Source organism: uncultured Sulfitobacter sp., assembly GCF_947500075.1.
GTDB lineage: Bacteria > Pseudomonadota > Alphaproteobacteria > Rhodobacterales > Rhodobacteraceae > Sulfitobacter.
Genome location: NZ_CANMQS010000004.1, coordinates 452424 through 475133, shown reverse-complemented (window position 1 = coordinate 475133; position 22710 = coordinate 452424). Strand labels below are relative to the sequence as shown.

The 22710-nt window shown below is 60.1% G+C and carries 25 protein-coding genes; 11 read left to right on the top strand and 14 right to left on the bottom strand.

Annotation, left to right across the window (positions count from 1 at the left end):
* Positions 1-110 precede the first annotated feature (110 nt).
* On the top strand, positions 111-1658 hold the full coding sequence (locus Q1A91_RS15210; protein ID WP_299879122.1) for an ATP-binding protein: 1548 nt from the start codon (positions 111-113) through the stop codon (positions 1656-1658).
* On the opposite strand, the gene Q1A91_RS15205 is transcribed toward Q1A91_RS15210, so the two are convergent.
* Positions 1655-2404 (bottom strand): response regulator, encoded by a 750-nt coding sequence (locus Q1A91_RS15205; protein ID WP_299879119.1) that lies wholly within the window; start codon positions 2402-2404, stop codon positions 1655-1657. The two genes, Q1A91_RS15210 and Q1A91_RS15205, sit on opposite strands and share 4 nt — an antisense overlap.
* Positions 2405-2635: 231 nt before the next feature.
* Here Q1A91_RS15205 and Q1A91_RS15200 point away from each other — a divergent pair, with 231 nt between their 5' ends.
* Entirely contained in the window at positions 2636-3247 is a 612-nt protein-coding gene (locus Q1A91_RS15200; RefSeq protein ID WP_299879116.1) for a helix-turn-helix domain-containing protein, read from the top strand.
* Between the two features lie 325 nt (positions 3248-3572).
* Here Q1A91_RS15200 and Q1A91_RS15195 read toward each other — a convergent pair whose 3' ends face one another.
* Positions 3573-4004 carry a DUF2267 domain-containing protein gene (locus Q1A91_RS15195; protein WP_299879113.1) on the bottom strand — a complete coding sequence of 144 codons (432 nt, stop codon included), beginning with the start codon at positions 4002-4004 and terminating at the stop codon, positions 3573-3575.
* A 21-nt stretch (positions 4005-4025) separates the two neighbouring features.
* The gene (locus Q1A91_RS15190) at positions 4026-5207 is read right to left on the bottom strand and encodes a hypothetical protein (protein WP_299879110.1); all 1182 of its coding nucleotides are present in this window, start codon (positions 5205-5207) and stop codon (positions 4026-4028) included.
* A 151-nt stretch (positions 5208-5358) separates the two neighbouring features.
* On the opposite strand from Q1A91_RS15190, the gene Q1A91_RS15185 reads away from it, so the two are divergent.
* Both Q1A91_RS15185 and Q1A91_RS15180 read left to right on the top strand, forming a co-directional pair.
* The gene (locus Q1A91_RS15185) at positions 5359-5844 is read left to right on the top strand and encodes an Hsp20/alpha crystallin family protein (protein WP_299879107.1); all 486 of its coding nucleotides are present in this window, start codon (positions 5359-5361) and stop codon (positions 5842-5844) included.
* A 57-nt stretch (positions 5845-5901) separates the two neighbouring features.
* Positions 5902-6741: a universal stress protein gene (locus Q1A91_RS15180; protein ID WP_299879104.1), complete on the top strand. Its 840-nt coding sequence runs from the start codon at positions 5902-5904 to the stop codon at positions 6739-6741.
* Here Q1A91_RS15180 and Q1A91_RS15175 read toward each other — a convergent pair.
* The gene (locus tag Q1A91_RS15175) at positions 6731-7399 is read right to left on the bottom strand and encodes an endonuclease/exonuclease/phosphatase family protein (protein WP_299879101.1); all 669 of its coding nucleotides are present in this window, start codon (positions 7397-7399) and stop codon (positions 6731-6733) included. The two genes, Q1A91_RS15180 and Q1A91_RS15175, sit on opposite strands and share 11 nt — an antisense overlap.
* A 92-nt stretch (positions 7400-7491) precedes the next feature.
* Here Q1A91_RS15175 and Q1A91_RS15170 point away from each other — a divergent pair, with 92 nt between their 5' ends.
* The 5 genes from Q1A91_RS15170 (at position 7492) to arcC (ending at position 12808) form a co-directional block, all read left to right on the top strand.
* Positions 7492-8145 (top strand): hypothetical protein, encoded by a 654-nt coding sequence (locus tag Q1A91_RS15170; protein ID WP_299879098.1) that lies wholly within the window; start codon positions 7492-7494, stop codon positions 8143-8145.
* Positions 8146-8231: 86 nt separating this feature from the next.
* On the top strand, positions 8232-9677 hold the full coding sequence (locus Q1A91_RS15165) for a YfcC family protein (RefSeq protein ID WP_299879095.1): 1446 nt from the start codon (positions 8232-8234) through the stop codon (positions 9675-9677).
* Positions 9674-10897 carry an arginine deiminase gene (gene arcA / locus Q1A91_RS15160; RefSeq protein ID WP_299879093.1) on the top strand — a complete coding sequence of 408 codons (1224 nt, stop codon included), beginning with the start codon at positions 9674-9676 and terminating at the stop codon, positions 10895-10897. Before Q1A91_RS15165 ends, arcA begins: the two co-directional genes overlap by 4 nt.
* A gap of 3 nt (positions 10898-10900) precedes the next feature.
* Positions 10901-11902: an ornithine carbamoyltransferase gene (argF, locus tag Q1A91_RS15155; RefSeq protein WP_299879091.1), complete on the top strand. Its 1002-nt coding sequence runs from the start codon at positions 10901-10903 to the stop codon at positions 11900-11902.
* Positions 11903-12808, top strand: coding sequence for a carbamate kinase (gene arcC, locus Q1A91_RS15150; RefSeq protein ID WP_299879088.1), 906 nt, complete (start codon positions 11903-11905; stop codon positions 12806-12808).
* On the opposite strand, the gene Q1A91_RS15145 is transcribed toward arcC, so the two are convergent.
* Positions 12809-13498, bottom strand: a complete 690-nt coding sequence (locus Q1A91_RS15145) for a helix-turn-helix domain-containing protein (RefSeq protein WP_299879085.1) — start codon at positions 13496-13498, stop codon at positions 12809-12811. It abuts the gene before it with no gap.
* A gap of 100 nt (positions 13499-13598) precedes the next feature.
* Here Q1A91_RS15145 and Q1A91_RS15140 point away from each other — a divergent pair, with 100 nt between their 5' ends.
* Positions 13599-14411: a methyltransferase domain-containing protein gene (locus tag Q1A91_RS15140; protein WP_299879081.1), complete on the top strand. Its 813-nt coding sequence runs from the start codon at positions 13599-13601 to the stop codon at positions 14409-14411.
* A 50-nt stretch (positions 14412-14461) separates the two neighbouring features.
* Here the strand turns inward: Q1A91_RS15140 and Q1A91_RS15135 are convergent, their stop codons facing one another.
* Positions 14462-14764 carry a chaperone modulator CbpM gene (locus Q1A91_RS15135; protein ID WP_299879078.1) on the bottom strand — a complete coding sequence of 101 codons (303 nt, stop codon included), beginning with the start codon at positions 14762-14764 and terminating at the stop codon, positions 14462-14464.
* Positions 14765-14767: 3 nt separating this feature from the next.
* Complete coding sequence (locus tag Q1A91_RS15130) at positions 14768-15700, bottom strand: DnaJ C-terminal domain-containing protein (protein WP_299879075.1); 933 nt, start codon at positions 15698-15700, stop codon at positions 14768-14770.
* Between the two features lie 155 nt (positions 15701-15855).
* Here Q1A91_RS15130 and Q1A91_RS15125 point away from each other — a divergent pair, with 155 nt between their 5' ends.
* A complete protein-coding gene (locus Q1A91_RS15125; RefSeq protein ID WP_299879072.1) occupies positions 15856-16701 on the top strand; it encodes a universal stress protein in 846 nt (281 codons plus the stop codon).
* Positions 16702-16764: 63 nt separating this feature from the next.
* On the opposite strand, the gene Q1A91_RS15120 is transcribed toward Q1A91_RS15125, so the two are convergent.
* The 7 genes from Q1A91_RS15120 to bhcR form a co-directional block, all read right to left on the bottom strand.
* Positions 16765-17250, bottom strand: a complete 486-nt coding sequence (locus Q1A91_RS15120) for a hypothetical protein (RefSeq protein ID WP_299879069.1) — start codon at positions 17248-17250, stop codon at positions 16765-16767.
* A complete protein-coding gene (locus tag Q1A91_RS15115) occupies positions 17247-19055 on the bottom strand; it encodes a SulP family inorganic anion transporter (protein WP_299879066.1) in 1809 nt (602 codons plus the stop codon). Before Q1A91_RS15115 ends, Q1A91_RS15120 begins: the two co-directional genes overlap by 4 nt.
* Before the next feature lie 90 nt (positions 19056-19145).
* Positions 19146-19517, bottom strand: coding sequence for a TIGR01244 family sulfur transferase (locus tag Q1A91_RS15110; RefSeq protein ID WP_299879063.1), 372 nt, complete (start codon positions 19515-19517; stop codon positions 19146-19148).
* A 35-nt stretch (positions 19518-19552) separates the two neighbouring features.
* Positions 19553-20437 (bottom strand): MBL fold metallo-hydrolase, encoded by an 885-nt coding sequence (locus tag Q1A91_RS15105; RefSeq protein WP_299879060.1) that lies wholly within the window; start codon positions 20435-20437, stop codon positions 19553-19555.
* A gap of 143 nt (positions 20438-20580) precedes the next feature.
* Positions 20581-21423 carry a DUF6544 family protein gene (locus Q1A91_RS15100; RefSeq protein WP_299879059.1) on the bottom strand — a complete coding sequence of 281 codons (843 nt, stop codon included), beginning with the start codon at positions 21421-21423 and terminating at the stop codon, positions 20581-20583.
* A gap of 36 nt (positions 21424-21459) precedes the next feature.
* A complete protein-coding gene (locus Q1A91_RS15095; protein WP_299879055.1) occupies positions 21460-21669 on the bottom strand; it encodes a hypothetical protein in 210 nt (69 codons plus the stop codon).
* Positions 21670-21741: 72 nt separating this feature from the next.
* The gene (gene bhcR / locus Q1A91_RS15090) at positions 21742-22593 is read right to left on the bottom strand and encodes an HTH-type transcriptional regulator BhcR (RefSeq protein WP_299879052.1); all 852 of its coding nucleotides are present in this window, start codon (positions 22591-22593) and stop codon (positions 21742-21744) included.
* Positions 22594-22710: the final 117 nt, after the last annotated feature.

The window sequence follows — 22710 nt, the reverse complement described above, 5'->3', positions numbered from 1 at the left end:
CAATCACCACCAAAAGTGACAGATTGGGCCAGCCCACCGTTGATGCAAATCAATCGCCCCTTGCACTTGCGGTGCACCATTTGGCAGGCTGAACACAGGAGGACATGCGCATGACGGACATCCCAGCGGACAGCGCCATTCTGGACGCCGTTATGAAAGCGACGTCAGACGCTGTGATTGTGTCAGATGACGCAGGCAAGATCTTGCGCAGCAATGTCGTTGCGGAACGTTTCTTTCAGGCTGGAACCGGTCAACTGCTGGGGCAGGACATCAGCACGCTGATCCCCGGCGCACCGCAGCTCTTTCAATCGTTTGAGACGGCGGATCATCCGTCAGGCGCGGGGCGCAACGGAACCGGCAGGGACGTGGAAGGCCGACGGAAAGACGGCACGCTCCTGCCCCTGCACTTGTCCGTTGGAAAGACGCAGGCAGACGGCATTCAGGCCTATGTGGCGATCCTCCACGATCTGACACAGCGCAGAACAACCGAACAGGCCCTTGCGCGGTCGCAACGGATGGATGCGATTGGGCAGATGACTGGCGGGATTGCGCATGATTTCAACAACCTGCTGACTGTCATCATTGGCAATCTGGAACTGCTTGAAATGCGCGGTGCCGATGATCGGCAACTGCCGCTTATACAGGACGCGCTTGGGTCGGCGGAACTGGGGGCTGACCTGACCAGCCGCCTGATGGTCTTTGCCCGCCGCAGCGACCTCAAACCAGTGAGCGCGGATTTACGCGATCTTTGCGTGGATACGCTGAAACTGCTGGGCCGCACGCTGGGCTCGAGCTTTCGCATCAAGACGGATTTCGCGTCAGACGTTGATCCTGTGATGATTGATCCTTCGCAGTTCCAGTCTACGCTGATGAACCTAGCGCTGAACGCCCGCGACGCCATGGGCACCGGGGGAGAGCTGTTGGTTTCCATCGCCAATGTCACGATTGATGACACCTATATGGCGCAGGAGACAGACATCACGCCGGGCCGCTACGTCCGCCTGTCGGTCAGCGATGATGGTGCCGGGATGAGCCTTGAGGCACAGCGCCGCGCGTTTGAGCCGTTTTTCACCACCAAGGCAAAGAGCGGCGGCACGGGGCTGGGGTTGGCCATGGTCTATGGCTTTGTGCGTCAGTCCGGCGGGCATGTGACCCTCTATAGCGAGCTTGGTCTGGGCACCAGCTTCGGCCTGTACTTCCCCGCCCATCTGCAGGCAGGTGGACAGGATGATCCCGGCACAGCCCCCGCCGATGCTGCCAGGAACACACCGCTGGGCAATGGCGAAGTCATCCTGATCGTCGAAGACAACCCGATCGTGCGCAAACTCTCTATCGAGCGGATACGCGATCTTGGATTTGAGACATTGGAGGCGGAAAGTGGCGATCAGGCCTATCAGATGCTCAAGGACGGCGCTGAGGCGGATGTTGTCTTTTCCGATCTGGTGATGCCGGGGCGGCTGAACGGCTATGACCTTGCCGAACTCGTTCACAGAGAGTTTCCGAAGCTGAAGGTTCTGTTGACGTCCGGCTATGCGAGCGATGTTGTCACCGGATCAATGTCGCATGGGCAACCCTTTGATATCCTGCACAAACCTTACCGTCAGGCAGAGCTTGTGAAACGCCTTTCTGCACTGCTGGCAGAGGCGCCCGGCCCCTAAAGCACCTGCACCTCGCAGGCAAAGGTATAGCCCACGCCGCGCACGGTCTTGATCAGCTTGGGGTCTGCGGGGTCGCGTTCAATCTTCTTTCGAAGCCGGGCGACCTGATTATCGATGGTCCGGTCCAGCGGGCTCCATTCCATGCCGCCGGTCATGTTCATCAGCTGATCCCGTGAGAGAACACGTTTCGGGCGCTTCAGAAACACATCCAGTAGTTTGAAATCACCGCTTGTCAGCGCGCAGCTGACGCCTGCGCGGTCGATCAGTTCCATCTGATCGGGGATCGCGGTCATGCCATCAAAACAGAAATGCGCGCTTTCCCCATCTGTTGCGTCCGCAGGGCGCGTGCGATCCCTCTGCTTGGGGTCAAGAGATGCCCCATCGGCGCGGCGCAGCACGCTTCTGATCCGCGCCAGCACCTCGCGGACGTGGAAGGGTTTGGTGATGTAGTCATCCGCCCCCACTTCGAGGCCCACCACCCGGTCAATGACGTCATCCTTGCCGGACACCATGACAATCGGAACGGCAGAGGTGCTTCTGATCTGGCGTGCCAGGTCAATACCGTTTTCAGACCCCAGGTGCACATCCAGTGTGATCAGGCTGATCGGTGATGCCGCAAGGGCATCAAGGACGCCTACCACGGTTTCAGCCTCAAGCACGGCAAATCCATCATCCTCAAGAACGTTCCGCAGCAGGCTGCGGATCTTGGGATCATCATCGACGACGAGGATTGATTGGTGTTTCATACCTTCCTGTCCTGCCATTCAGCCAACAACCTGTGGTAGCGATTTGTATCAAATCCGGGGCGATGAAAAGAAGCGATACAAAATGATACAAGAGCGCGCAAATCTGTAACAACACGGGTTACGTTCCGGAGCCACAATAGCCTCTCCCAGCAATTGGAGGCCAGCCGAATGTATGTGACAATACCAACAGATCACCGCCGCTCCAACCCGATTACACCCCTAAAGAGCGTCATGACCAAAACGGCTGAAGCCCGTTTAAAACCAGGCTCTTACCTCTATTTCGAAGGGGATGAGGTCGAATGGCTGTATCAAGTGATGGTGGGTGTGCTGCGGCTGACCCGGTTGCTGGCGGATGGCCGCCGACAGGTGATTGCCTTTGCCTATCCCGGTGACATTGTCGGCTTTCCTGCCAATGGCTTGCATCACACCGATTGCGAAGCCCTGACGGACGCACGGCTACAGCCCTTCCGCCGGGCCGCTCTGGAGAACGGAGAGGGCGATGCAGAACTGCACGCGGCGCTGTTGCAATCCGCCTTGCGGGAGATCAGCGCAATGCAGGACCATTTCATGATGCTTGGGCGCAAGTCGGCTTGCGAGAAGCTGGCGTCGTTTCTTTGCGTCCTGACCGAACGGGTGGGCGAAGAGGTGGGCGGCTACATGCAGGTGAGCCTACCCATGAGCCGCTCTGACATTGCTGACTTTCTTGGCCTGACAACCGAAACCGTCAGCCGGACCTTCACGCAATTGCGCAAGAGCAATGTGATTGCCATCGACAATATTCATACGATTATCATTCGGCGCCCCACAGCGTTGCTGAGCCTGTCCCTGGGCGACGGCGACTAAAGGGGGCCGCCGTTTGTGGCGGGGCCGCGATTACCCTGCGCGGTCCCGTCTACGTTCCCAGGGTCTGTTGACATTCATCACAATTCACCAGTTTCAGTCCAAAATTGCTCAGGTCTAGGAACGGGAGCGCAGCAATAACGGGTTATTTCAAGCTCGCGTGACGACGCCCTGGGCAATTTCGGCGAAACCGCTTCGCGGCGCGGCAGATTTTGCCCCCAGCGTCGCAGATTTGCCCTACCGATGGCCCGCATCGCTGCGGTCAAATCAGCTCACTGAAGGCGAAATCCGTCTCGCGCTGGTGAACTGTGATGAATGTCAACAGACCCTATGGAGCGGGCCACATGTCACGCAGTTGTTCCGGCAGGCTGGCGCGCACATCTTCCACCTCTCCCCGGCTCAGCCGCCCGTTCAGCAGATCAAAGACGCATTTGATGTCATCGCGGCCACGGTATTCTTCGTTCTGGCCCATATGACTTGCGACAAAGGCAAGGAAATCAGCCGCGCTGCGTTCCTTGATCGGTGTCTTCTTGGGTACCCAGCCTTCAAAGAAGAACCCCCGGATCAGGATCGGCAGTTGCGCCGACAATTGCGCAAGCTCATCAGGCTGCAAGTGATCGCGGATGCGGTGGAGCACCACACGCAACAGACGCAAGGCGCTGCGTCTTGAGACATAGCCCAACCGATCCGCAAGCTCTCCGATCCATTCGTGGGCCAGATGTACGCTGTGATCGATCACTTCGAGACCTTGTGCAGACATCTTGTTTCTCCTTCTTCAGGGTCAGTCTTCAATGGGTTTCATATCAACGTCGAGGACCACGTCGGGGCTGCCGATCAACGACTGAAAAACCGCGCGGGTCATTGCGCCGATGCCCAGCAGAACAAGGGCGTAGTTCACCACCCACCCGACAAACGGGATGAAGTTCAGCAGTGCAACGCAAGTGATTGCCGCTGCAAGCACCATCAGGCGGATGCCATTGCTGGGGTCATCCGCGCCGCCCAGCCCCGTCCAGACGCGCATTGCAACGCTGTAGGCGCCCAAGGCGTAGCCAAGCGTCCAGGCAACCACGATTGCCAATATGACAATCAAGACAAATGGCAGCCCGACAATGGTCATCGCCGTGATCGGCACCATGCCAATCAACATCGACAGGCCGATCACCCCAAGAATAAGGGTCTGGCCGGGCGCCTCAGCAATGCTGCGCCGCATACGGCGCAACCGTTTGGGCATGAAGGCCAGCATGATCGCGCCCAGAACCAGAAAGAAAAACAGGGAGATGAGAAAACCGAAAAACATGGAGGCAAAGGTTGGAAAGACCGGCATGTCCTCACCAACGTTCTGCCACTCTTCCCAGACACGCCCACCGGAGAATTTCTCGAATTCGACCCGGTTCGCGGCTGCCACGCGCGTGGGCACAGACATCTTCTCTTCCGTGCTATAGGTCAGGGTGCCATTGACAACTGCGTCCGGCCCGAATGACAGGGTCTGGGCAAGCACACGCACATCTCCATTGATTTCGGCGTTCAGGATGACATCGCGCCCCATCACCGAAAGTGCGCCGCCGACAGGTCCCTCCACCGTGACCGAGTTGGCCATCAGACGGGCATTGCCTTGCGTCCGCGAGGTGCTCTCTGTCCGCAGGGAAAAGGCAGCGGCGGTCAGATCCTCTCCGACAGAGCCACGGATGACCACACTCGCCCCTGCCGCATAGAGATCTTCATTTGCATCCGCACTGACCGAGACATCAAACCCCGAGACATGCAGATCCCCCTGCGACGCACCGCTCACTTTCGCGGACCGGGCAGAGATGAACGTGTCCCCGCTGGTATTCACCGCCTGATTAACCTGCGCGCCGGCAAAGAAGGTATCGTCCCCGTTTTGCGCGGAAACCGTGTCCGCAAAGGATGCCTGGGCAACGCCGCAACATATCAAAACGGCAATGATCTTGGGTAGAATGGGCATCACGGTCCCCTTTCCTGAACAATTCCTGTTGGGGGCTGACCTACGCCAAACCGCGCGCATTCGATTGATCGGGATCAATCCGAACCCCCAGTGATTTGCTAGGCAGCAGAAGACACGCATTGGTGTCAGCTGTTCAGAAAGGAGACTTCAGATGTCACGCCACTCGCTTACGCCACGCCAAGGTAACGGAGGGGAAAGCGCCTTCTTTCCTTCCTTCCAGAGAGAGATGAACCGTCTGCTGGATCAATTCAAATCCGGCTTCCCTTTGTTGGACGATGACGCGCAATCGGTTTTCTCAGGTGCTGCCTTTCCCGCCATAGACGTCCGCGAAAACGACGATGTGTTTGAGGTCAGCGCGGAAGTGCCGGGTGTCAAAGAGGACGATCTGGACATCACGATTTCGGGTAAGACCCTGATCCTCAAAGGTGAGAAGAGCGCGGATCACGAGGAAAAGGAAGACGACTATCATCTGATTGAACGCCGCTACGGCAGTTTCCGCCGTCAGATCCCTCTTGGCTTTGCGCCAGAGGAAGGGGCCGTTGATGCACAGTTTGACGATGGAATTCTGAAACTGAAGATCACAAAGCCCGCTACGGCCAAAGAAGACGTGCAGAAAATCAGCATCAAGAAAGGCTGACCTGCGCCGGGGCACCTCCGGGTGCCCCGCAAGGATAGCAGTTGAAGGAATACGACCATGGCACCCAAGACCATTCTGGTTTGTCTGACCACACCCGAACATGCCGCAACATTGCTCAGGGTTGCGGTCCCGCTGGCGCGAAAGCACGGGGCGCATCTGATCGGGCTGCACACGGTTGAGGCGCTTGTCGTCTATCCCGGTATCGCGATGCACATTCCCGAACCGGCCTTTGCCGCCTTTAACGAAAGCCAGAAACAGGAATCCGAAGCCATCAAGGCGGTGTTCACAGATCACACTGCGCAGGAGGATTTCGTCAGCGAATTCCGTCTGGTCAAGGCAGAGGCGCAATCCGCCTCGGAGCGTATGATCGAAAGCGCGCGTGCGGCGGACCTGGTGATCATGGCGCATGAGGACAAGAACAGCGACCGGTATGACCAACGCCATGCACAGTCACAGGTGATCCGCGAAAGCGGGCGCCCTGTTGTTGTTGTGCCGCTGGACTACGACGGCCCGGAAATCGGCAATAACATCCTGCTGGGCTGGAGCGATACCCGCGAAGCCGCCCGCGCCGCCCATGACATGCTGAGCATCGCCTCGGAAGGAACCGAATTGACGGTGCTGCGCGTCGGCAGCAGCGGTCAGGATGCCTTCAAGGACGCTGATGCCATTGATATGGTTGAGATGTTCGCCCGCCATGGTCTCAAACCCACGCTGGAGCACCGCGATCCCATGGGCGACAGCATTGCGGATGTTCTCAATGAGGTGGCTTTTGAAAAGGGCGCTGACCTGATTGTTACGGGGGCCTTTGGCCATTCGCTGGCCTATGACTTCGTGATTGGCGCGACCACCTACGCGCTGCTGCGCGACCAGCGTTTTCCGGTGCTGTTCAGCAAGTAGCGGCGGGCACCGCGATGTCGGACCAGATTGGCAGATGGTCTGACGCCACGCGCGCCACTGCGCCCTGCTCAACCCCTGCGTCCCGCAGGTCCAGACCAAAGGACAGCGCAAACCGGTCAAGGGCCGCAACGGGCCGTCTGGCGTGAAACGATTGGCCGGGGCTGTGAATGTCGAACCGTTCCTGCAACGGCTCCGTGCCCTTTCGGTGCGACCATTCGTTGAAATCGCCCGCGATCACGCAATGTGCGTCTTTGGCTGTTGCCGCGTTCAATACGTCAAACTGCGCGCGGCGGTCACGGCGCATCAGACCCAGATGCGCCCCCACCACTGTCAGCCCGGCGCCGATGTTCAGCTTCACACGCACTGCGCCGCGTGGTTCCAGCCCCGGCAGGTCGAGCCTTTGTATGTCGTCAACCGCAATGCCCCTGCGCAGCAACACCGCATTGCCGTGCCATCCCAGACTGAGTTTGTTTTCCGACAGTTCCAGCAGCTCAAAATCACTCTCCTCCGCGATCATCGCCCGAGGCAGCGCGGGGCGGCGGGATCCAAGCCGCCTGTCGGCTTCCTGAAGCACGACGATATCTGCCTCAAGCCCGTTGATGACCTTCAAGATCCGCTCTGGCTTGCGCTGTTGATCAAGGCCGCGGGCCTTGCGCACGTTGTAACTGACAATACGTATCTGGTGATCCTTCATCCCTGTTATATAGGGACAGGACCGCTGGAATTTAACACGCGACCGGCAAAACAGATATGAGACTGATCAAGGAAAACGGCATCACCATGTTGGTGATCTGGGCACTGCTGCTGTCGACAGGGCTGGTGGCGCTTGGACTTGCGCGCTGGTCGCTTGCCTTTGTCAGCATCGCTACGCTGGCGCTGTCCCTGGTGCCGCCGCTGCTTGCTGCGCGTTGGTCACTGGCCCTGCCCCTGCCATTCCTGCTGTTCACCACATTGTTCTTTTTCGCCTCGATCTTTCTGGGGGAGGCGTTCGATTTCTATGAGCGTCTCTGGTGGTGGGATCTGGCCCTTCATGGCTCTTCCGCTATGGGGTTTGGGCTGATCGGGTTCCTGTTTGTCTTCATGCTGTTTGAAGGCGACCGGTTTGCGGCCCCGCCGTCCGCGATTGCCTTCATCAGCTTCTGTGTCGCCATGACGGTGGGCGCGACATGGGAGGTTTTTGAATTTGCGATGGATGTGTTTTTTGGCCTGAACATGCAGAAATCAGGGTTGGATGACACCATGGGAGACCTGATCGTGAATGCGGTTGGCGGGATGGTGGCAAGCGTGACCGGCTATTTCTATCTGCGGCGCAATTCCGCAGGAGTGCTGGGCCGGGGTCTGGAGCAGTTCATCCAGATGAACAAACGGCTCTACCTAAAATACAAGCAGCGGCTGAAAAAGTGACATTGCGATTGACCAATCTCAATCGCCGCTGAGCAAGACCGCCCATGATCCAGCGCAGAGCAATCTGACAGCAGGAGGGCTGACCGATGGTACTGCCACCGCAATACGGATCACCCGAGCCAGCCCCGAAACAGGGCTGGTTTCCAACCGCCTATACGATCCTGTTTGTCCTCGTCATCGTCATGGCCGCTTTGACATGGATTATCCCCGCTGGCGAATATGAGCGCGCGCCCAACAGCGCCCTGGGCAAGGATGTTCCCGTGCCCGGCACCTATGCGCAGGTCGAAGCCGCCCCGCAGGGGTTTGTCGAGGTGATGCTGGCGCCCATTGCGGGGTTCTATGACCCTGCGAGCTATAGCGCCAATGCGATTGATGTCTCTCTCTTTGTGCTGATCGTCGGGGGGTTTCTGGGGGTCGTGACGGCCACCGGTGCGATCAACACAGGGGTGGCGCAGGCCATGCGCAGGCTCGAAGGGCGGGAGAAATGGATGATCCCGATCATGATGGCGCTTTTTGCGGCGGGCGGAACGACCTACGGTATGGCGGAGGAAACGCTGGCCTTCTACGTGCTGCTGATCCCCATCATGATTGCGGCGGGCTATGACGCACTGACCGGGGTGGCGATCATCATGCTGGGTGCCGGTGTTGGCGTGATCGGTTCCACCATCAATCCGTTTTCGACGGCCATTGCGTCAAACGCCGCGGACATCCCCTTTACCGATGGCATGCCGCTGCGATTTGTGATCCTGGGCCTTTCATGGCTGGCCGCCGTCGCCTTTGTGATGCGCTACGCCGAACGGGTGCGGCTGGACCCCACCCGGTCGCTGGTGGCTGCGCTGAAGGAAGAGAACGAAGCGCATTTCCTGCAAAAACACGCCCCGGAAGCGGGCGCGCATCTGACGGCGATGCAGATTGTGATCCTGATCCTCTTTGCAGCAACCTTTGTTGTGATGGTTTGGGGCGTCTCGTCCCAGGGATGGTGGATGGCGGAAATGTCGGCGCTGTTCCTCACCTCCTCCATCCTGATCGGCACACTTGGGTGGCTGGGAGAGAAGGTGTTCACCAACGCCTTTGTCGAAGGAGCGCGTGATCTGCTGGGCGTGGCACTGGTGATCGGGTTGGCGCGGGGCATCGTGATCATCATGGATCAGGGCCGCATCACCGACACCTTTCTGCACACGTTTGAGGGATGGATCACCGGCATGTCGCAGGTTGCATTCGTGAACGCGCTTTTCGGGATCGAGGCCTTGATGAGCTTTCTGGTCCCGTCCACCTCCGGCCTTGCGGTATTGTCCATGCCGATCATGGCACCGCTTTCCGACTTTGCAGGCGTTGACCGGGATCTTGCGGTCACCGCCTTTCAAACCGCGATCGGGATCACCAATCTGGTGGCCCCCACCTATGCGGTGGTTGTCGGCGGTCTGGCCATCGGACGGGTGCCTTACAACACCTGGCTGCGGTTCATCTGGCCGCTGCTGCTGATCCTGACGGTGATGTCGATGGCGCTGCTCAGCGCGGCGGTGATGCTATGAACGCGCCCCTTGGTGTCCATTCTGAGGTTGGGAAACTGCGGAGCGTTATGGTCTCTCGCCCCGGTCTGGCGCATGAGCGCCTGACCCCCAGCAATTGCGACGCGCTGCTGTTTGACGATGTGTTCTGGGTTGACGAGGCGCGCAAGGATCACTTCGCCTTCTGCGACAAGATGCGCGACCGGGGGGTGGAGGTGCTGGAACAGCACGACCTGCTGACTGAAATTCTGGATCAGCCGGAGGCGCGCGCATGGCTTTTGGACCGCAAGATCACCGAAGACCACATTGGTGTTGGCATGATGGAGGACCTGCGCGGCTGGCTGAATGAACTGCCCTCCACCGCGCTTACCCGGTTTGTGACAGGCGGCATCACGGTGCAGGACCTGCCCTTTGCGCCGCACAGCATGTTTGGACGGTTCCTTGGGCCGGATGGGTTTGTGCTGCCGCCCTTGCCCAACCTGATTTTCACCCGCGATACCTCGTGCTGGATCTATGGAGGGGTGACGCTGAACCCGATGCACTGGCCCGCGCGCCAGCAGGAGACGCTGATTGCCGCTGCCATCTACCGGTTCCATCCCCGCTTTGCAGGCAAGACAAAGGTCTGGTGGGGCAACCCCGATCAGGACTTTGGCCCCGCGACCCTTGAGGGCGGCGATGTGATGCCCATCGGGCACGGCTGTGTTCTGGTGGGCATGGGTGAACGCACGACACCGCAGGCCGTGGGGCAATTGGCCGTCTCCCTGTTTGATCAGGGCGTGGCGGCGCGTGTCGTCGCCTGCCAGATGCCGGCCTCCCGCGCGGCGATGCACCTTGATACGGTGTTTTCCTTCTGCGCGCAGGACACTGTCACCAGCTTCACGCAGGTGGCTGATCAAATCAAATGCTACTCCCTTTATCCCGATGATAAACAGGCCCTGCGCGTGGTCGAGGACCCCGGCCACATCTTCGATGTGGTGCAGGAAGCGCTGAAAATCGACAGCCTCCACATCATCGGCACTGGCGGCGATGCCTTTGAGCAGGAGCGGGAGCAATGGGACGATGGCAACAATGTCGTCGCGTTGGAGCCCGGTGTGGTGCTGGCCTACGACCGCAACGTTCATACCAACACGCTGCTGCGCAAAGCAGGGATTGAGGTGATCACCATCCGGGGCGCGGAACTGGGCCGCGGCCGCGGCGGTGGGCACTGCATGACCTGCCCCATCTCACGCGATCCGGTGGAGTAACCGATGTCCTACAACCTCAAGAACCGCTCTTTCCTGTCCCTGCGCGACTTCACCCCGCAAGAGATCAGGTTCCTCCTGAAGCTCGCGGCTGATCTGAAGGCCGCCAAATACGCAGGCACCGAACAACAGAGCCTGAAAGGGCGGGAGATCGCCCTGATTTTCGAGAAGGATTCAACCCGCACACGCATCGGCTTTGAAGTCGCCGCCCATGATCAGGGCGCGCATGTCACCTACCTGGGCCCCTCAGGCAGTCACATCGGCAAGAAGGAAAGCGTCAAGGATACCGCGCGCGTGCTGGGCCGGGTTTATGACGCCATCGAATACCGTGGCTTTGGTCAGCAGATCGTGGAGACCCTCGCCGCGTGGTCAGGCGTGCCGGTCTACAACGGTCTGACGGATGAATTTCATCCCACGCAGATCCTCGCCGATGTGCTGACGATGCGCGAACATGTGGACAAACCACTGGGTCAGATCGCGTTCTGCTTTCTGGGCGATGTCGGCAACAACATGGGCGACAGCCTGCTCATCGGTGCGGCGAAACTCGGCATGGACGTGCGGCTGTGCGGCCCGAAAACGCTCTGGCCGGACAAGAAGATCGTGCATGCGGCACTTGCCGAAGCGAAAGCCACCGGCGCGCGCATCCTGCTGACCGAAGACGTGCAGCAGGGCGTTAGCGCATGTGATGTTGTCTACACCGATGTCTGGGTGTCCATGGGAGAGCCGGAGAACGTCTGGGCCGAGCGGATCAAACTGCTGATGCCCTATCAGGTGAATGCCGATGTCATGGCCATGACCGGCAATCCGCATGCCCGGTTCATGCACTGCCTGCCCGCGTTTCATAATACCGAAACAGAGGTGGGCACACATATCCGCGACACGTTTGGACTGGACGCGATGGAGGTGACGGAGGAGGTTTTTGAAAGCCCCGCCTCCATTGTCTTTGATCAGGCGGAGAACCGGATGCACACCATCAAGGCCGTTCTGGTCGCAACTTTGGGGTCCTGAATGCGCATTGTCGTTGCTTTGGGTGGAAACGCCTTGTCAAAACGGGGCGAAGCCCTGACCGCTGCGGGTCAACGCGCGAGTATTCGCGTTGCGGCCAAATCCCTCGCCACCCTGCTGGAGGCGGGCCATGAGGTGGTGATCACCCACGGCAACGGTCCGCAAGTGGGGTATCTGGCCTTGCAGGGCGGACCGTTCCCGCTTGATGTGCTGGGGGCAGAGACGGACGGCATGATCGGCTATGTCCTGCAACAGGAGCTGGACAACGCCTATGTGCCTGCGGCGAAATACGCGACCCTGCTGACCCAGATCGAAGTGGATCCGCGCGATCCGGCCTTCCGGACCCCGACCAAGTTCATCGGCCCGATCTATACCGAAGAAGAAGCCGTTCAGCTCAGCGCGGAGCGCGGCTGGACGATTGGCCGGGACGGTGCGCATTTTCGCCGCACGGTCCCCTCCCCCCGGCCGCAGCGCATCCTGGAGATCGACGTGATCAACCTGCTGTTGGATCAGGGGGTGATCGTGATCTGCGCAGGCGGGGGCGGCATTCCGGTTGTGCAGAAACCCGACGGGATGATGGTTGGCGTTGAGGCGGTGATCGACAAGGACCACGCCAGCGGCCATCTGGCGCGTGCGTTGAACGCCGATGCCTTCCTGATGCTGACGGATGTCGAAGGGGTCTTTGATGGATGGGGCACGCCGGACCAGCAGGTGATCCGTCACGCAACACCACAGGCGCTGAGCGAAAAGACCTTCCCCGCAGGCTCCATGGGGCCAAAGGTTGAAGCCGCCTGCGACTTTGCCCGCGCCACAGGTGGCTTTGCAGCCATCGGAAGGCTGGCGGATTGCATGGCATTGGTTGAGGGGACAACGGGCACGCGGGTCAGCATGGATACGCCAGCGGGGTGATCAATCCGCACAACGACGTGACCCAACCTTGGTGACCGGGCTGAGATTGAGCCATTTGACAAAGGCGTCACGCGCCCAATTGTCGCCAAGCACCTCGACCCGGTCGGTCTCCATCGCGCGGGACGGGGTGATATCGCCCCGGATGAGGTAGATTGCGTCCCGAAGCGTCGATGCCAGATAGAGGTTCACCTCGCCCCCCGGATCTTCGAGGCACAGCTCGCACCGGCCCTTCTGGTTAAGAAACCACCACCACCGTTTCGCCTCTGTCTGGTCGGTCAGTTCCAGCCGGACAAGGCAGCGCTTGCCAGCAAATGCGTTCGGGTCGGATGCGCTTTCCAGGCTCCAGACCAGCAGTCCCAGATCAACTTCATGCGCCTTGAGTTCCCTGCGGGTCCAGCGTTGCCCCCAGACGCCCAATGCCTCAACCAGCGGGACAAACTCCTGCCCCGCTTCGGTCAGCGCATAAGCCGGGTGCCGGTCTCCGACATCCTGGCGCGCGATGACCCCTTCCTCCACCAGCCACTTCAACCGGGAGGACAACAACGATGGGGACATGAGCGGCACGCCGCGCTGCAATTGAGAGAACCGGCGCGGCCCGGCCGCCAGATCCCGGACGATCAGTGCATTCCACCGTTCGCAAAAGACTTCTGCGGCTTTGGCGACGGGGCAAAACTGGCCGTAGGACTTCATACTAGACTTCCTCCGTATCGCTACAGATTTCGAACTATACCCGGCAATGGCTTTTGGGTCACGATCTGGCTGATCACAATTGAACAGACGGAGGATACCCATGAGCAAGGCAGCAGCAGACACCGGACAGGTTTCGGCCTCAGCCGCAGAAATCTATGATGATTTCTTTGTCCCCGCACTTTTTGGCGCATGGGCCGGGCCGCTTTGCGAGGCCGCAGAGGTGGGCGCGGGGCATGCCGTGCTTGACGTCGCCTGCGGGACCGGGGCAACGACCCGCGACGCGGCGCGGCGGGTTGGGCAGCAAGGGCATGTTGTCGGGCTCGACCTGAATGAGGGAATGCTGGATGTTGCCCGGTCCCGCGCGCCCGACATCGCATGGACCCAGGCACCGGCAGAGGCGCTGCCTTTTGCCGACGAGACGTTTGACCGGGTGCTGTGCCAATTCGGCCTGATGTTCTTTGATGACAGGTCAAAAGCATTGCGGGAGATGATCCGCGTGCTGCGTCCGGGGGGGCGGCTTGCCCTGAGCGTGTGGGATGATGCCGATACCTCTCCCGGATATGCGGCGATGATCGCGCTGATTGACAGTATGTTCGGGTCCGAAGCCGCAGATGCGCTGCGGGCCCCCTTTGTGCTGGGTGACAGGCAGACACTGCGCGGGGTGCTGGACGGCGGCGGGCTGGCAGAGGCGGACATTCAGACTGTGCAGGGCACCGCACGGTTTGCGTCGATCCGGGAATGGGTTCGGCTGGACGTGCGGGGCTGGACGCTGAGTGACTACATCGATGACGCAGGTTTCGAAGCCCTTGTCGCCGCTGCGGAAAGCCGATTGCAGCGCTTTGCGTCAGAGGACGGTGCGGTGGCCTTTCCAGCGCCTGCCCATCTTGCGGTCTGGCAGAAACCGGCCCCTTGATGGGGCACAGGTCGGATTGGCACTTACCGTGTCGAGGCGTTCCTCTCCATTCAGCTCAACCCATCATATTGCGCCAGCCGCCTCAGCACTGCGTCCCGCTCTTCCAGCAGTTCCAGCACCAGCGCCACACCTGCGGTGTTGATGCCCAAATCACGGTTCAGGCGGCGCGCTTTCTTGGCGCGCACGATGCTGCGGCCCATGAACTGCCAACTTTCCACGCTGTTGCCTTTGGGTTCCAGCACCCCGTGTTGCACCAGTTCCATCACCCAGGCTTCATCCGCCTGACAGAAGCGGCACAGGTCCTGTAGGGACAAGGCGGTCACAACCGTGCTGTGCGGTTTGGTCTTTTTCATCTCCTATCCTCCCAGATGGGCGCGCGGGTCAAAGGGCATCTCCTTTGACATCTTCTCGAAAAAGGCGCGCGCTTGCGCGGTTTCGACTTTCGGGTTCACAATCTTGAGTGTGGCATAGATGTCGCCTGCGGGCGTTCCCGGCAGGCCCTTGCCCTTCAGCCGCATCTTCTGACCGGTCCGCGCGTTCCTGGGGATGCGCAGATCCACCTTGCCTCCGGGGGTTGGCATCACGACATGCCCGCCCAACGCAGCTTCCCAAGGGGCGATCGGCAGATCCAGATGCAGGTCCCTGCCATCGGGGCGGTAGACCGGATGGGGGGCAAAGCTGACTTCGAGAAACAGATCACCCGCAGGTCCCTGACCAAATCCCGGCTCCCCCTGCCCTGCCAACCGGATATGCTGGCCTGCGCCAATGCCCTTCGGGATGGTCACAGCGATGGTCCGGTGCTTCAGCGTGACAGTGCCGTCAGGCCCGACCACGGGAGATCTGAGGCTCAGCTGCCGGGTCGCGCCGGTAAAGGCATCCTCCACCGCGACCTCGATCCGGCCATGGCTGTCGGCCCCGCGCGCGGCCCCCATGCCGCCCCTCGGGGCGCGGTCACGCCGGAACAGGGTTTCAAAGAACTCGCTGAATGCCGCATCGTCGTGCCCGCCGCTGTCTGAGAACGCAAAACCGCTGTCCCACCCCGGCGGCGGGCTGTAGCCCGCGCCCCCTTGCGGAGGCTCCTTGCCCAATTGGTCATAGGCCGCGCGGCGTTCGGGATCCTTGAGAACCTCATAGGCTTCATTCACATCCTTGAACTTCGCCTCCGCTTCAGCGCCCGTGTTGATGTCAGGGTGATAGGTCCGCGCCAGCTTGCGAAAGGCTTTCTTGATCTCTGCCGCATCCGCCCCGCGCGATACGCCAAGCACGTCATAATAATTTTTGAATTCCATCTGCCGAGGTCCGCGCCTTCCAGTTTCGCGCAGAATGGCACGCGGCCAGAGGGTCGCGATTGATCTGTATCAGTTGCTCCAACCGGGCGGTGTGACATCCTTGGCAGACGGCCCGGACGGCTATCCGGGTGAATGCTCAGCAAATGGAGACTGCGATGAACCGCCGGACGATACTCTTTGTGATGAACGCGGCCACCCCCGACGCCCAGATCAGCGATGCGGCAGAGGCGGCGGCACGGGATGATACCCATCTGACCTGCCTTGTTCTGGCGCTTGCACCGATTCTGCCCATGTATGCCTATGGTGTGCCGCCCTATGGGGGAATGAACATCCCTGACAATTGGTCTGAACTGGTGGCCGACGCGCAGAGCGCGCAGAAAGACCGGGTGAACGCAGTGGAACGGCTGCTGGCCAAAAGCAACACATCGGGCGCTGTCGTGTCAGCGCTGTGTGTCACGCAGGACATCAAGCACCACGTCGCACGGGCGGCGCGGGTCAGTGATGAGGCGTTCTTTGCCGCCAACCTGCGCGACACACCGGAATTCATGCGGGAAGCGGCGTCCGGTGTTCTGTTCCATTCCCCCATTGGCTTTCGCATCAACGGATCGCTGGCCAATGCAAACGAACGTATCTACATCGCATGGGACAGCAGCGACGCCGCAGCCGCAGCCACCCATGCCGCCCTGCCCCATCTGAAAGCGGCCAAGGAAGTGCTGATCGGCTGTATCGACCCGGTGATGACATCCGAACGGGATGGACAGGAACCCGGTGCTGATCTTGCGGCATGGCTCAGCCATCACGGCTGCACTGTCACCCTTTCCCAGTTTCCCAGCGGCGGGCGTGAGGTCGGCCAGTGCATTCAGGAGCGCGCACAGGAGTTTGGCGCCGATCTGGTCGTGATGGGTGCCTATGGCCATTCCCGCATGGTGCAGACCGTTCTGGGCGGCACCACCCGGTCAATGGTCGAGCAGACCGCGCTCCCGGTTCTTCTGAGCCACTAAACCCCTTTGATGCGACCCTGCTCAGGACGCCGGGGCGCATCCATTCCCATGCCAGACGTCAGGTTATCTGGAGTCCAACCAAATGGCGCTGAGGCGATCATACATCCACTCAGCTTCCCTTTCGGTCAGTCTGGCATGGTCCAGCAGAAAACGCTGTGTGTCAAAACCGGTGTAGCGCCCGATCAGAACACCGTCCCGCTGGATCAGGTTCAGCCGCACGAACGTGTAGGCCCTGCCGTGACAGGTGTAGCACCTGTCCTGGAAGAAACTCTCCGAACTCAGTTGGGTTTTGAAAGTATCAAGGAACAACGCGATTTCGGTGGTTGAAAGACCGCCCTGATGTCGCTCCAGAAAAGGGCGCAGATGCTGTTCCTCACCGCCAAGGACGTTCCCATCCTTCAGTGTCAGCATCCTGCGTGCAAAGTCGCCCGAATGCCCATGGCACTTCATGCAGCGCGCTTCGAAGGTCTGGTGAAAATCATCTGCGGAAGTGCCACCAGCCCAGAAAACGCTGAACAGAAATGCACGAACCACGGTCTTAACAGTCATGCTGTACTTCCTTCCATACTGCGGTCTATTGCGCCCACATTGCCCTCGGGGTCTACGTCCAAGTCCATGCCGGACAACGCCTTGAACGCTTCGAATTGGGACAGGAATACCTCCCCCGTAAGCCGATCCAAAAACGCGCTTTGCTTGAGCCTGTCCATCACCGGCCCCTTTACTTCTGACAGGGACAGATCAATCCCGATCTCCTTGAGCCGGATGTTGATCAACTCCAAGGTCTCAAGCGCGCTCAGATCGATCTCATTCACCGCAGAACACATCAGCACCACGTGTCTGCGGCCCTTGTCCTCGACCACACGGTCATAGATGTAATCCTCCAGAAACCGCGCGTTGGCGAAATAGAGGCTTTGATCAATGCGCAAGGTCAGGACCTGTGGGTCCGTTTTGACGGCATGGCGCAGGATATTGCGGAAGTGTTCTGAGCCGGCGACCTGCCCCACCTCCGCCACATGTGGGCGCGAAGTGTCATAGAGGAACAGCAGGATCGACAGGACCACGCCGGAGGTCACGCCGATCTCGACCCCGAAGGCGAGCGTCAGCACCATGGTCGCGGCCACCGCGCCAAAGTCGCGTTTGGAATAGGCCCAGCTGTGCCGCAGGGTCCGGAAATCGACCAGAGACAGCACCGCAACGATGATGGTCGCGGCCAGTGTTGCTTTGGGCAGAAAATAGATGAGTGGCGTCAGGTACAGCGCTGCGATGCCAAGCCCTGCGGCGGTGAAAGCCCCCGCCGCTGGCGTCTCAGCACCGGCATCGAAATTCACCACCGATCTTGAAAAACCCCCGGTGACGGGAAATCCCCCCGTCAAAGACGCGCCAATATTGGCCGCCCCCAGACCGATCAACTCCTGATCCGGGTCGATCCTCTGGCGTTTCCTAGTGGCAAGAGTTTGCGCCACGGAAATGGATTCAACAAACCCGATGATCGAGATCAGCACAGCAGGCACAAACAGCGCCGCGATCAGGTCCAGAGACAGATCCGGCCATGTCAGCGGCGGCAGGCTTTGCGGGACCGCTCCGACAATGTTGACGCCGCTTGCGTCCAGATCGAATTGCCAGACCGCAAGGGTTGTCGCCACAACGGCCAGCACCGGACCCGCTTTCGCCAGAAAATCCGCCGCACCGGGCCTGAGCCCCGCGCGGATCAGCACAGGCCTCAACCCCGTCCTCACCCAGAACAGAAACGCCGTTGCCGCCAGACCAATCGCGAGGGTCAGGCTGTTCACCGCATCCAGATGCGTCCAGAGCGATGCCAAAAGCGCCACGAGGGTATGACCCTCAGCCTCCACGCCCATGATATGTTTGAACTGGCTCACGGCGATCAGGATGCCGGAGGCTGTGATAAAACCCGATATCACCGGATGGGACAGGAAGTTGGCCACAAACCCAAGCCTCAGCACCCCCATGGCCAGCAGAATGCCGCCCGACAGACCCGCAAGGGTCAAGGCGGCAGTGGCGTACCCCACATCAATTGTGCGCGTCACCTCTCCAATTGCGGCGGCAGTCATGAGGGAAACGACAGCGACCGGGCCGACGGCCAGCGACCGACTGGTGCCAAACACGCTATAGAGCAGGATCGGCACGATGGAGGCGTAAAGCCCTGCTTCGGGGGGCAGTCCTGCCAGCATCGCATAGGCCAGTGACTGCGGGATAAGCATGATCGTCACGATCAGCGCCGCCGTCAGATCGTTGACCGCCGCCCCGCGATCATAAGCGCGGCCCCAGACGACAATCGGGAGGTACCGCGCCCATCCCCTCCGCTGCTGTGAACCCTGTTGCCCCGAGGTCATTGTACCGGTGTGCCGGCAATGGGGCCCAATGGCGTATCGCTGGCCCGGATCATGCCTCAGCGGCTCCGGTGAAAGATCGCAAGACCTCTATCATGTCATATCCGGCCTGCTGCGTTGCCCGCAGGATATCGGCCAAGGGCATCGCCTTGGCTTGCGCCAAAGACCACAGCGTGGCGGACGGGTGCCAGAGCGGCAGTAGGCAAGGATCGGTTTGGGCAGATCACCCAGCGCGTCTTTGAACAGCGCCACATCCGCATCCTGCACCGTCCCGCCGGAAACCGGGATGTGCCGCATGTGCAGCCCCAGATGTTTCGCGGTGACGGACATCTCCTCAAACGTGGGTTGATCGGCCTCCTCCCCATCCGGTCTGTTGCAAATCACCGACCGGATGCCCTTGGCCTTGACCAAGGCAAGATCGGCCTTGCTGATCTGAGGGGCGACCAGAAACTGGTCTGAAAGCATGCGAAGGTCCATCATGTCTCTCCAACGGGTGTCCATCACAGCGCATTGACGGGCAGCTTGAGCATCGGCTTGCCGTTGTCAGCTTTGGGAATGTCACCCGCGCGCATGTTGACCTGAAGCGAGGGCAGGATCAGCTTGGGCACATCCAATGTCGCATCCCGCGCCTCGCGGAATGCGATGAATTCCGCGCGGGTCTTGCCCTGGCCCACATGGATGTTGCTTTCCTTCTCAGCAGCGACCGTGGTTTCCCACATGATCTCACGCCCGCCGGGGCCGTAATCATGGCACATGAACAGCCGCATCTCATCGGGCAACGCCAGCACTTTCTGAATGGAATCGTACAATTCTCCTGCATCGCCACCGGGAAAATCCGCCCGCGCTGAACCGCCGTCCGGCATGAACAGCGTATCACCCACGAAGGCCGCGTTCCCGATCACATGCACCATACATGCCGGCGTATGACCCGGTGTGTGGATCGCAAACCCTTGCATTCCACCGATCTGGTAGGTGTCGCCGTCCTTGAACAACTGGTCAAACTGCGACCCGTCTCGCTGGAACTCGGTGCCTTCGTTGAACACCTTGCCGAAGGTATCCTGCACGATGGTGATCTTCTCCCCGATCCCGATCCTGCCGCCCAGCTTCGACTGGATGTAGGGCGCAGCCGACAGGTGGTCGGCATGGACATGGCTTTCGATCAGCCACTCAAGTTTCAGGCCCTGCGCCTCAATATGGGCGACGATCTCATCTGCGTGCTCATAGGTGATCCGCCCTGCCGCAACATCAATGTCCATGACGGAGTCGATCACCGCGCAGGCGGTCGAGTTGGGGTCTTTCACCACATAGCTGATTGTATTGGTCTGGGGATCAAAGAAAGGCGCGACGTCGGGATGAACATCCATGCGTATGGGATACTGTGTCATTTGGTTCTCCATTCTGAGGTTGGCCGCAGACATACGGCAGCCCACCGGACAGGTCAGTGACTTGGTCACATTGGTCCGGATCGCACGGAGGACCCTTGAGAAAAATCAATGAAGGCGCCTAGGTCAGTCGCGCAGGCCGCGCATCAGGGTGATCGCGCCGGAAATGAAATCTCATCCACCTCAGCGTGGTAGAATGCGAAATACTCATCCGTTCCAAAGAAGTTTCCGGCCGCCACCCGCGTCGGGAGCCGGTAACCCTGAAAGTCCTGAAATGCTGAAAAGGTCCCACCGAAAGGCTGGAATTGGTAGGTCTTTCTTGGGTTTGCATCGCTCCAGCGGTCGAAGACAATCTGGGTTGGCTGACCCTCCTTCGACACCGTCAGATCAACACTTTGCGTCAGATCAGCATGGTGGACTGTCACCCGCGCCGTGTCTTCATCAACCGCCTGCCATCTGACATTCGGGCCGGGCAGGACCGCAGCCGGAGACCAGAACACCGCCTCAGCCACATAGCGCCCAAAGGCCGCGCGCCTGTGGTCTGCATCCCCACCACGTCGTGCAACGGGCCAGATTGATCCAATCCAGAACCGGGTCCATTTGGCGCTGTCAGATCCTGACAGACGCATGACACCGGCGCCCGCTTTCACTTTCCAGATAAAACCCTCAGGTGCAGCCAGTATCTGGGTTGCCTGCATCGCCAAGTCGTTGGGCGCGTCCTTGTTGCCGATGCTGAACCGCCCGTGCATCCGTATGGTCACAACAGGCAAAAGCGGCGTGCCCTCGGCAATCGAAAACCGGAAAAACCGCTGTGCTGGTTCCGGCAAACCGGCAATCATGTCATATCTGAATGGTACAGGGTCTGAGGGTTGCAGCGCAGACAGACGCGCCATCTCGGCCCGGTCTGCCCGGTGGTTCCACGCCCGCCACAGCGCAAGCCCTGACACCACCGCAAAAATCAGGCCGGCACTCACGACAGCAAGGCGCATCATGCCTTCCTTTGCGCTTTCCCGCTACGCGGCACGCTAGACCGGGAAATTCCCGTCATCAAACGGATCGGGCGGCGGGTCTTCTGCTGGCGGTGTGGTCTGCGGGATTTCAGGCGTTTGGGGATCGCGGGTTGGATCCATCGGTTGCGGGCTTTCCGGAGCAAGCGGCGCTTCACCGGGATCAACCGGCATCGGCGCTTCCTGCGGGGTCTCTCCTGGCGGGTCGGCTGTGTCAGATGTTGCCATTGTCGGTCCTCGTGGCTGAGATGGCTCAGGCTACCGTTCACCAGCCCTGAGGGATTGATCCGCATCAATTGGTCAGCGCATGACCGTCGCCCGCCCTTTTCCGCCAATCGCCAGCGATAGATCCTCTGCCGCTGCCACAACGAAACGGCTCAACCGGTCAGTATCCTCTGCGCTGACGCGGCTGACCGGGCCGGACACGGAAATGCCTGCAACCGCCTCTCCGGCGACATCGAACACCGGGGCCGCGATACACCGCATGCCAAGGTTCTTTTCCTCACCGTCGATTGAGAATCCCCGCGCCCGCACGGCTGCCAGATCGTCGCGGAGCGCTGCGAAATCGGTGATCGTGTGGTCGGTGAAGGCTTCCAGCACCCGCCCTTCCAGCGTGCGCTGCAACCGTGCATCGTCCATCTCTGCCAGCAAGGCCTTGCCGATACCCGATGCGTGCATGGGCGACAGCGTACCGGGGGGAAAGAACGCGCGGATGGTGGCGTGGGTTTCCACCTGACTGAGAAACAGTACGAACCCTTCCTTCTCCACCCCCAGATTTGCTGTCTCTCCGGTCTGCTCCATCAGCTTGCGCATGACGGGGCGGGCGCGGTCCACGAGGCTGGTGCGGCGCAGGAACCGCGCGCCAATGACAAAGGCCTGCGGGCCGATGTGCCAGACTTGTTCAACAGGGTCGAACTCCACCAATCCCCGGCCTTCAAGCGTCACCAGAATACGGTAGACGGTCGCGGGGGACTGCTTCATCTCGGCGGCGATGGTGCTCAGCGCCTTGCCCTGCGCTTCGCTCAGGAACTCAAACACCTGCATCGCGCGGTCCAGCGATTTGATGGTGTTTTGCGCAGTCTTGTCGTCCCAGCCGCGGGGCCGGCCCCGCGCGCGGCGGGGGCTTTCGTCAGCGGTATCAGGTGATTCCATCGGAGTCCTCTAAACGTAAATGAAATATCAATTCACAATATGAAAAATATAAACCCATGACAATGCTATATTTTTCTACATTTCTCACTTCTGAAAAACGATTTCAAAAAAATATAC

Bases quoted from the DNA above. Each gene is read 5' to 3' on its own strand.
- argF (WP_299879091.1), top strand. From the start codon at position 10,901: ATGTCCTACAACCTCAAGAACCGCTCTTTCCTGTCCCTGCGCGACTTC.
- Q1A91_RS15100 (WP_299879059.1), bottom strand. From the start codon at position 21,423: ATGCGCCTTGCTGTCGTGAGTGCCGGCCTGATTTTTGCGGTGGTGTCA.
- Q1A91_RS15115 (WP_299879066.1), bottom strand. From the start codon at position 19,055: ATGACCTCGGGGCAACAGGGTTCACAGCAGCGGAGGGGATGGGCGCGG.
- Q1A91_RS15125 (WP_299879072.1), top strand. From the start codon at position 15,856: ATGAACCGCCGGACGATACTCTTTGTGATGAACGCGGCCACCCCCGAC.
- Q1A91_RS15210 (WP_299879122.1), top strand. From the start codon at position 111: ATGACGGACATCCCAGCGGACAGCGCCATTCTGGACGCCGTTATGAAA.
- Q1A91_RS15205 (WP_299879119.1), bottom strand. From the start codon at position 2,404: ATGAAACACCAATCAATCCTCGTCGTCGATGATGATCCCAAGATCCGC.
- Q1A91_RS15190 (WP_299879110.1), bottom strand. From the start codon at position 5,207: ATGCCCATTCTACCCAAGATCATTGCCGTTTTGATATGTTGCGGCGTT.
- Q1A91_RS15170 (WP_299879098.1), top strand. From the start codon at position 7,492: ATGAGACTGATCAAGGAAAACGGCATCACCATGTTGGTGATCTGGGCA.
- Q1A91_RS15140 (WP_299879081.1), top strand. From the start codon at position 13,599: ATGAGCAAGGCAGCAGCAGACACCGGACAGGTTTCGGCCTCAGCCGCA.
- Q1A91_RS15165 (WP_299879095.1), top strand. From the start codon at position 8,232: ATGGTACTGCCACCGCAATACGGATCACCCGAGCCAGCCCCGAAACAG.
- Q1A91_RS15120 (WP_299879069.1), bottom strand. From the start codon at position 17,250: ATGACTGTTAAGACCGTGGTTCGTGCATTTCTGTTCAGCGTTTTCTGG.
- bhcR (WP_299879052.1), bottom strand. From the start codon at position 22,593: ATGGAATCACCTGATACCGCTGACGAAAGCCCCCGCCGCGCGCGGGGC.
- Q1A91_RS15110 (WP_299879063.1), bottom strand. From the start codon at position 19,517: ATGCTTTCAGACCAGTTTCTGGTCGCCCCTCAGATCAGCAAGGCCGAT.
- Q1A91_RS15200 (WP_299879116.1), top strand. From the start codon at position 2,636: ATGACCAAAACGGCTGAAGCCCGTTTAAAACCAGGCTCTTACCTCTAT.
- Q1A91_RS15195 (WP_299879113.1), bottom strand. From the start codon at position 4,004: ATGTCTGCACAAGGTCTCGAAGTGATCGATCACAGCGTACATCTGGCC.
- Q1A91_RS15185 (WP_299879107.1), top strand. From the start codon at position 5,359: ATGTCACGCCACTCGCTTACGCCACGCCAAGGTAACGGAGGGGAAAGC.
- arcC (WP_299879088.1), top strand. From the start codon at position 11,903: ATGCGCATTGTCGTTGCTTTGGGTGGAAACGCCTTGTCAAAACGGGGC.
- Q1A91_RS15105 (WP_299879060.1), bottom strand. From the start codon at position 20,437: ATGACACAGTATCCCATACGCATGGATGTTCATCCCGACGTCGCGCCT.
- Q1A91_RS15180 (WP_299879104.1), top strand. From the start codon at position 5,902: ATGGCACCCAAGACCATTCTGGTTTGTCTGACCACACCCGAACATGCC.
- arcA (WP_299879093.1), top strand. From the start codon at position 9,674: ATGAACGCGCCCCTTGGTGTCCATTCTGAGGTTGGGAAACTGCGGAGC.
- Q1A91_RS15130 (WP_299879075.1), bottom strand. From the start codon at position 15,700: ATGGAATTCAAAAATTATTATGACGTGCTTGGCGTATCGCGCGGGGCG.
- Q1A91_RS15145 (WP_299879085.1), bottom strand. From the start codon at position 13,498: ATGAAGTCCTACGGCCAGTTTTGCCCCGTCGCCAAAGCCGCAGAAGTC.
- Q1A91_RS15095 (WP_299879055.1), bottom strand. From the start codon at position 21,669: ATGGCAACATCTGACACAGCCGACCCGCCAGGAGAGACCCCGCAGGAA.
- Q1A91_RS15135 (WP_299879078.1), bottom strand. From the start codon at position 14,764: ATGAAAAAGACCAAACCGCACAGCACGGTTGTGACCGCCTTGTCCCTA.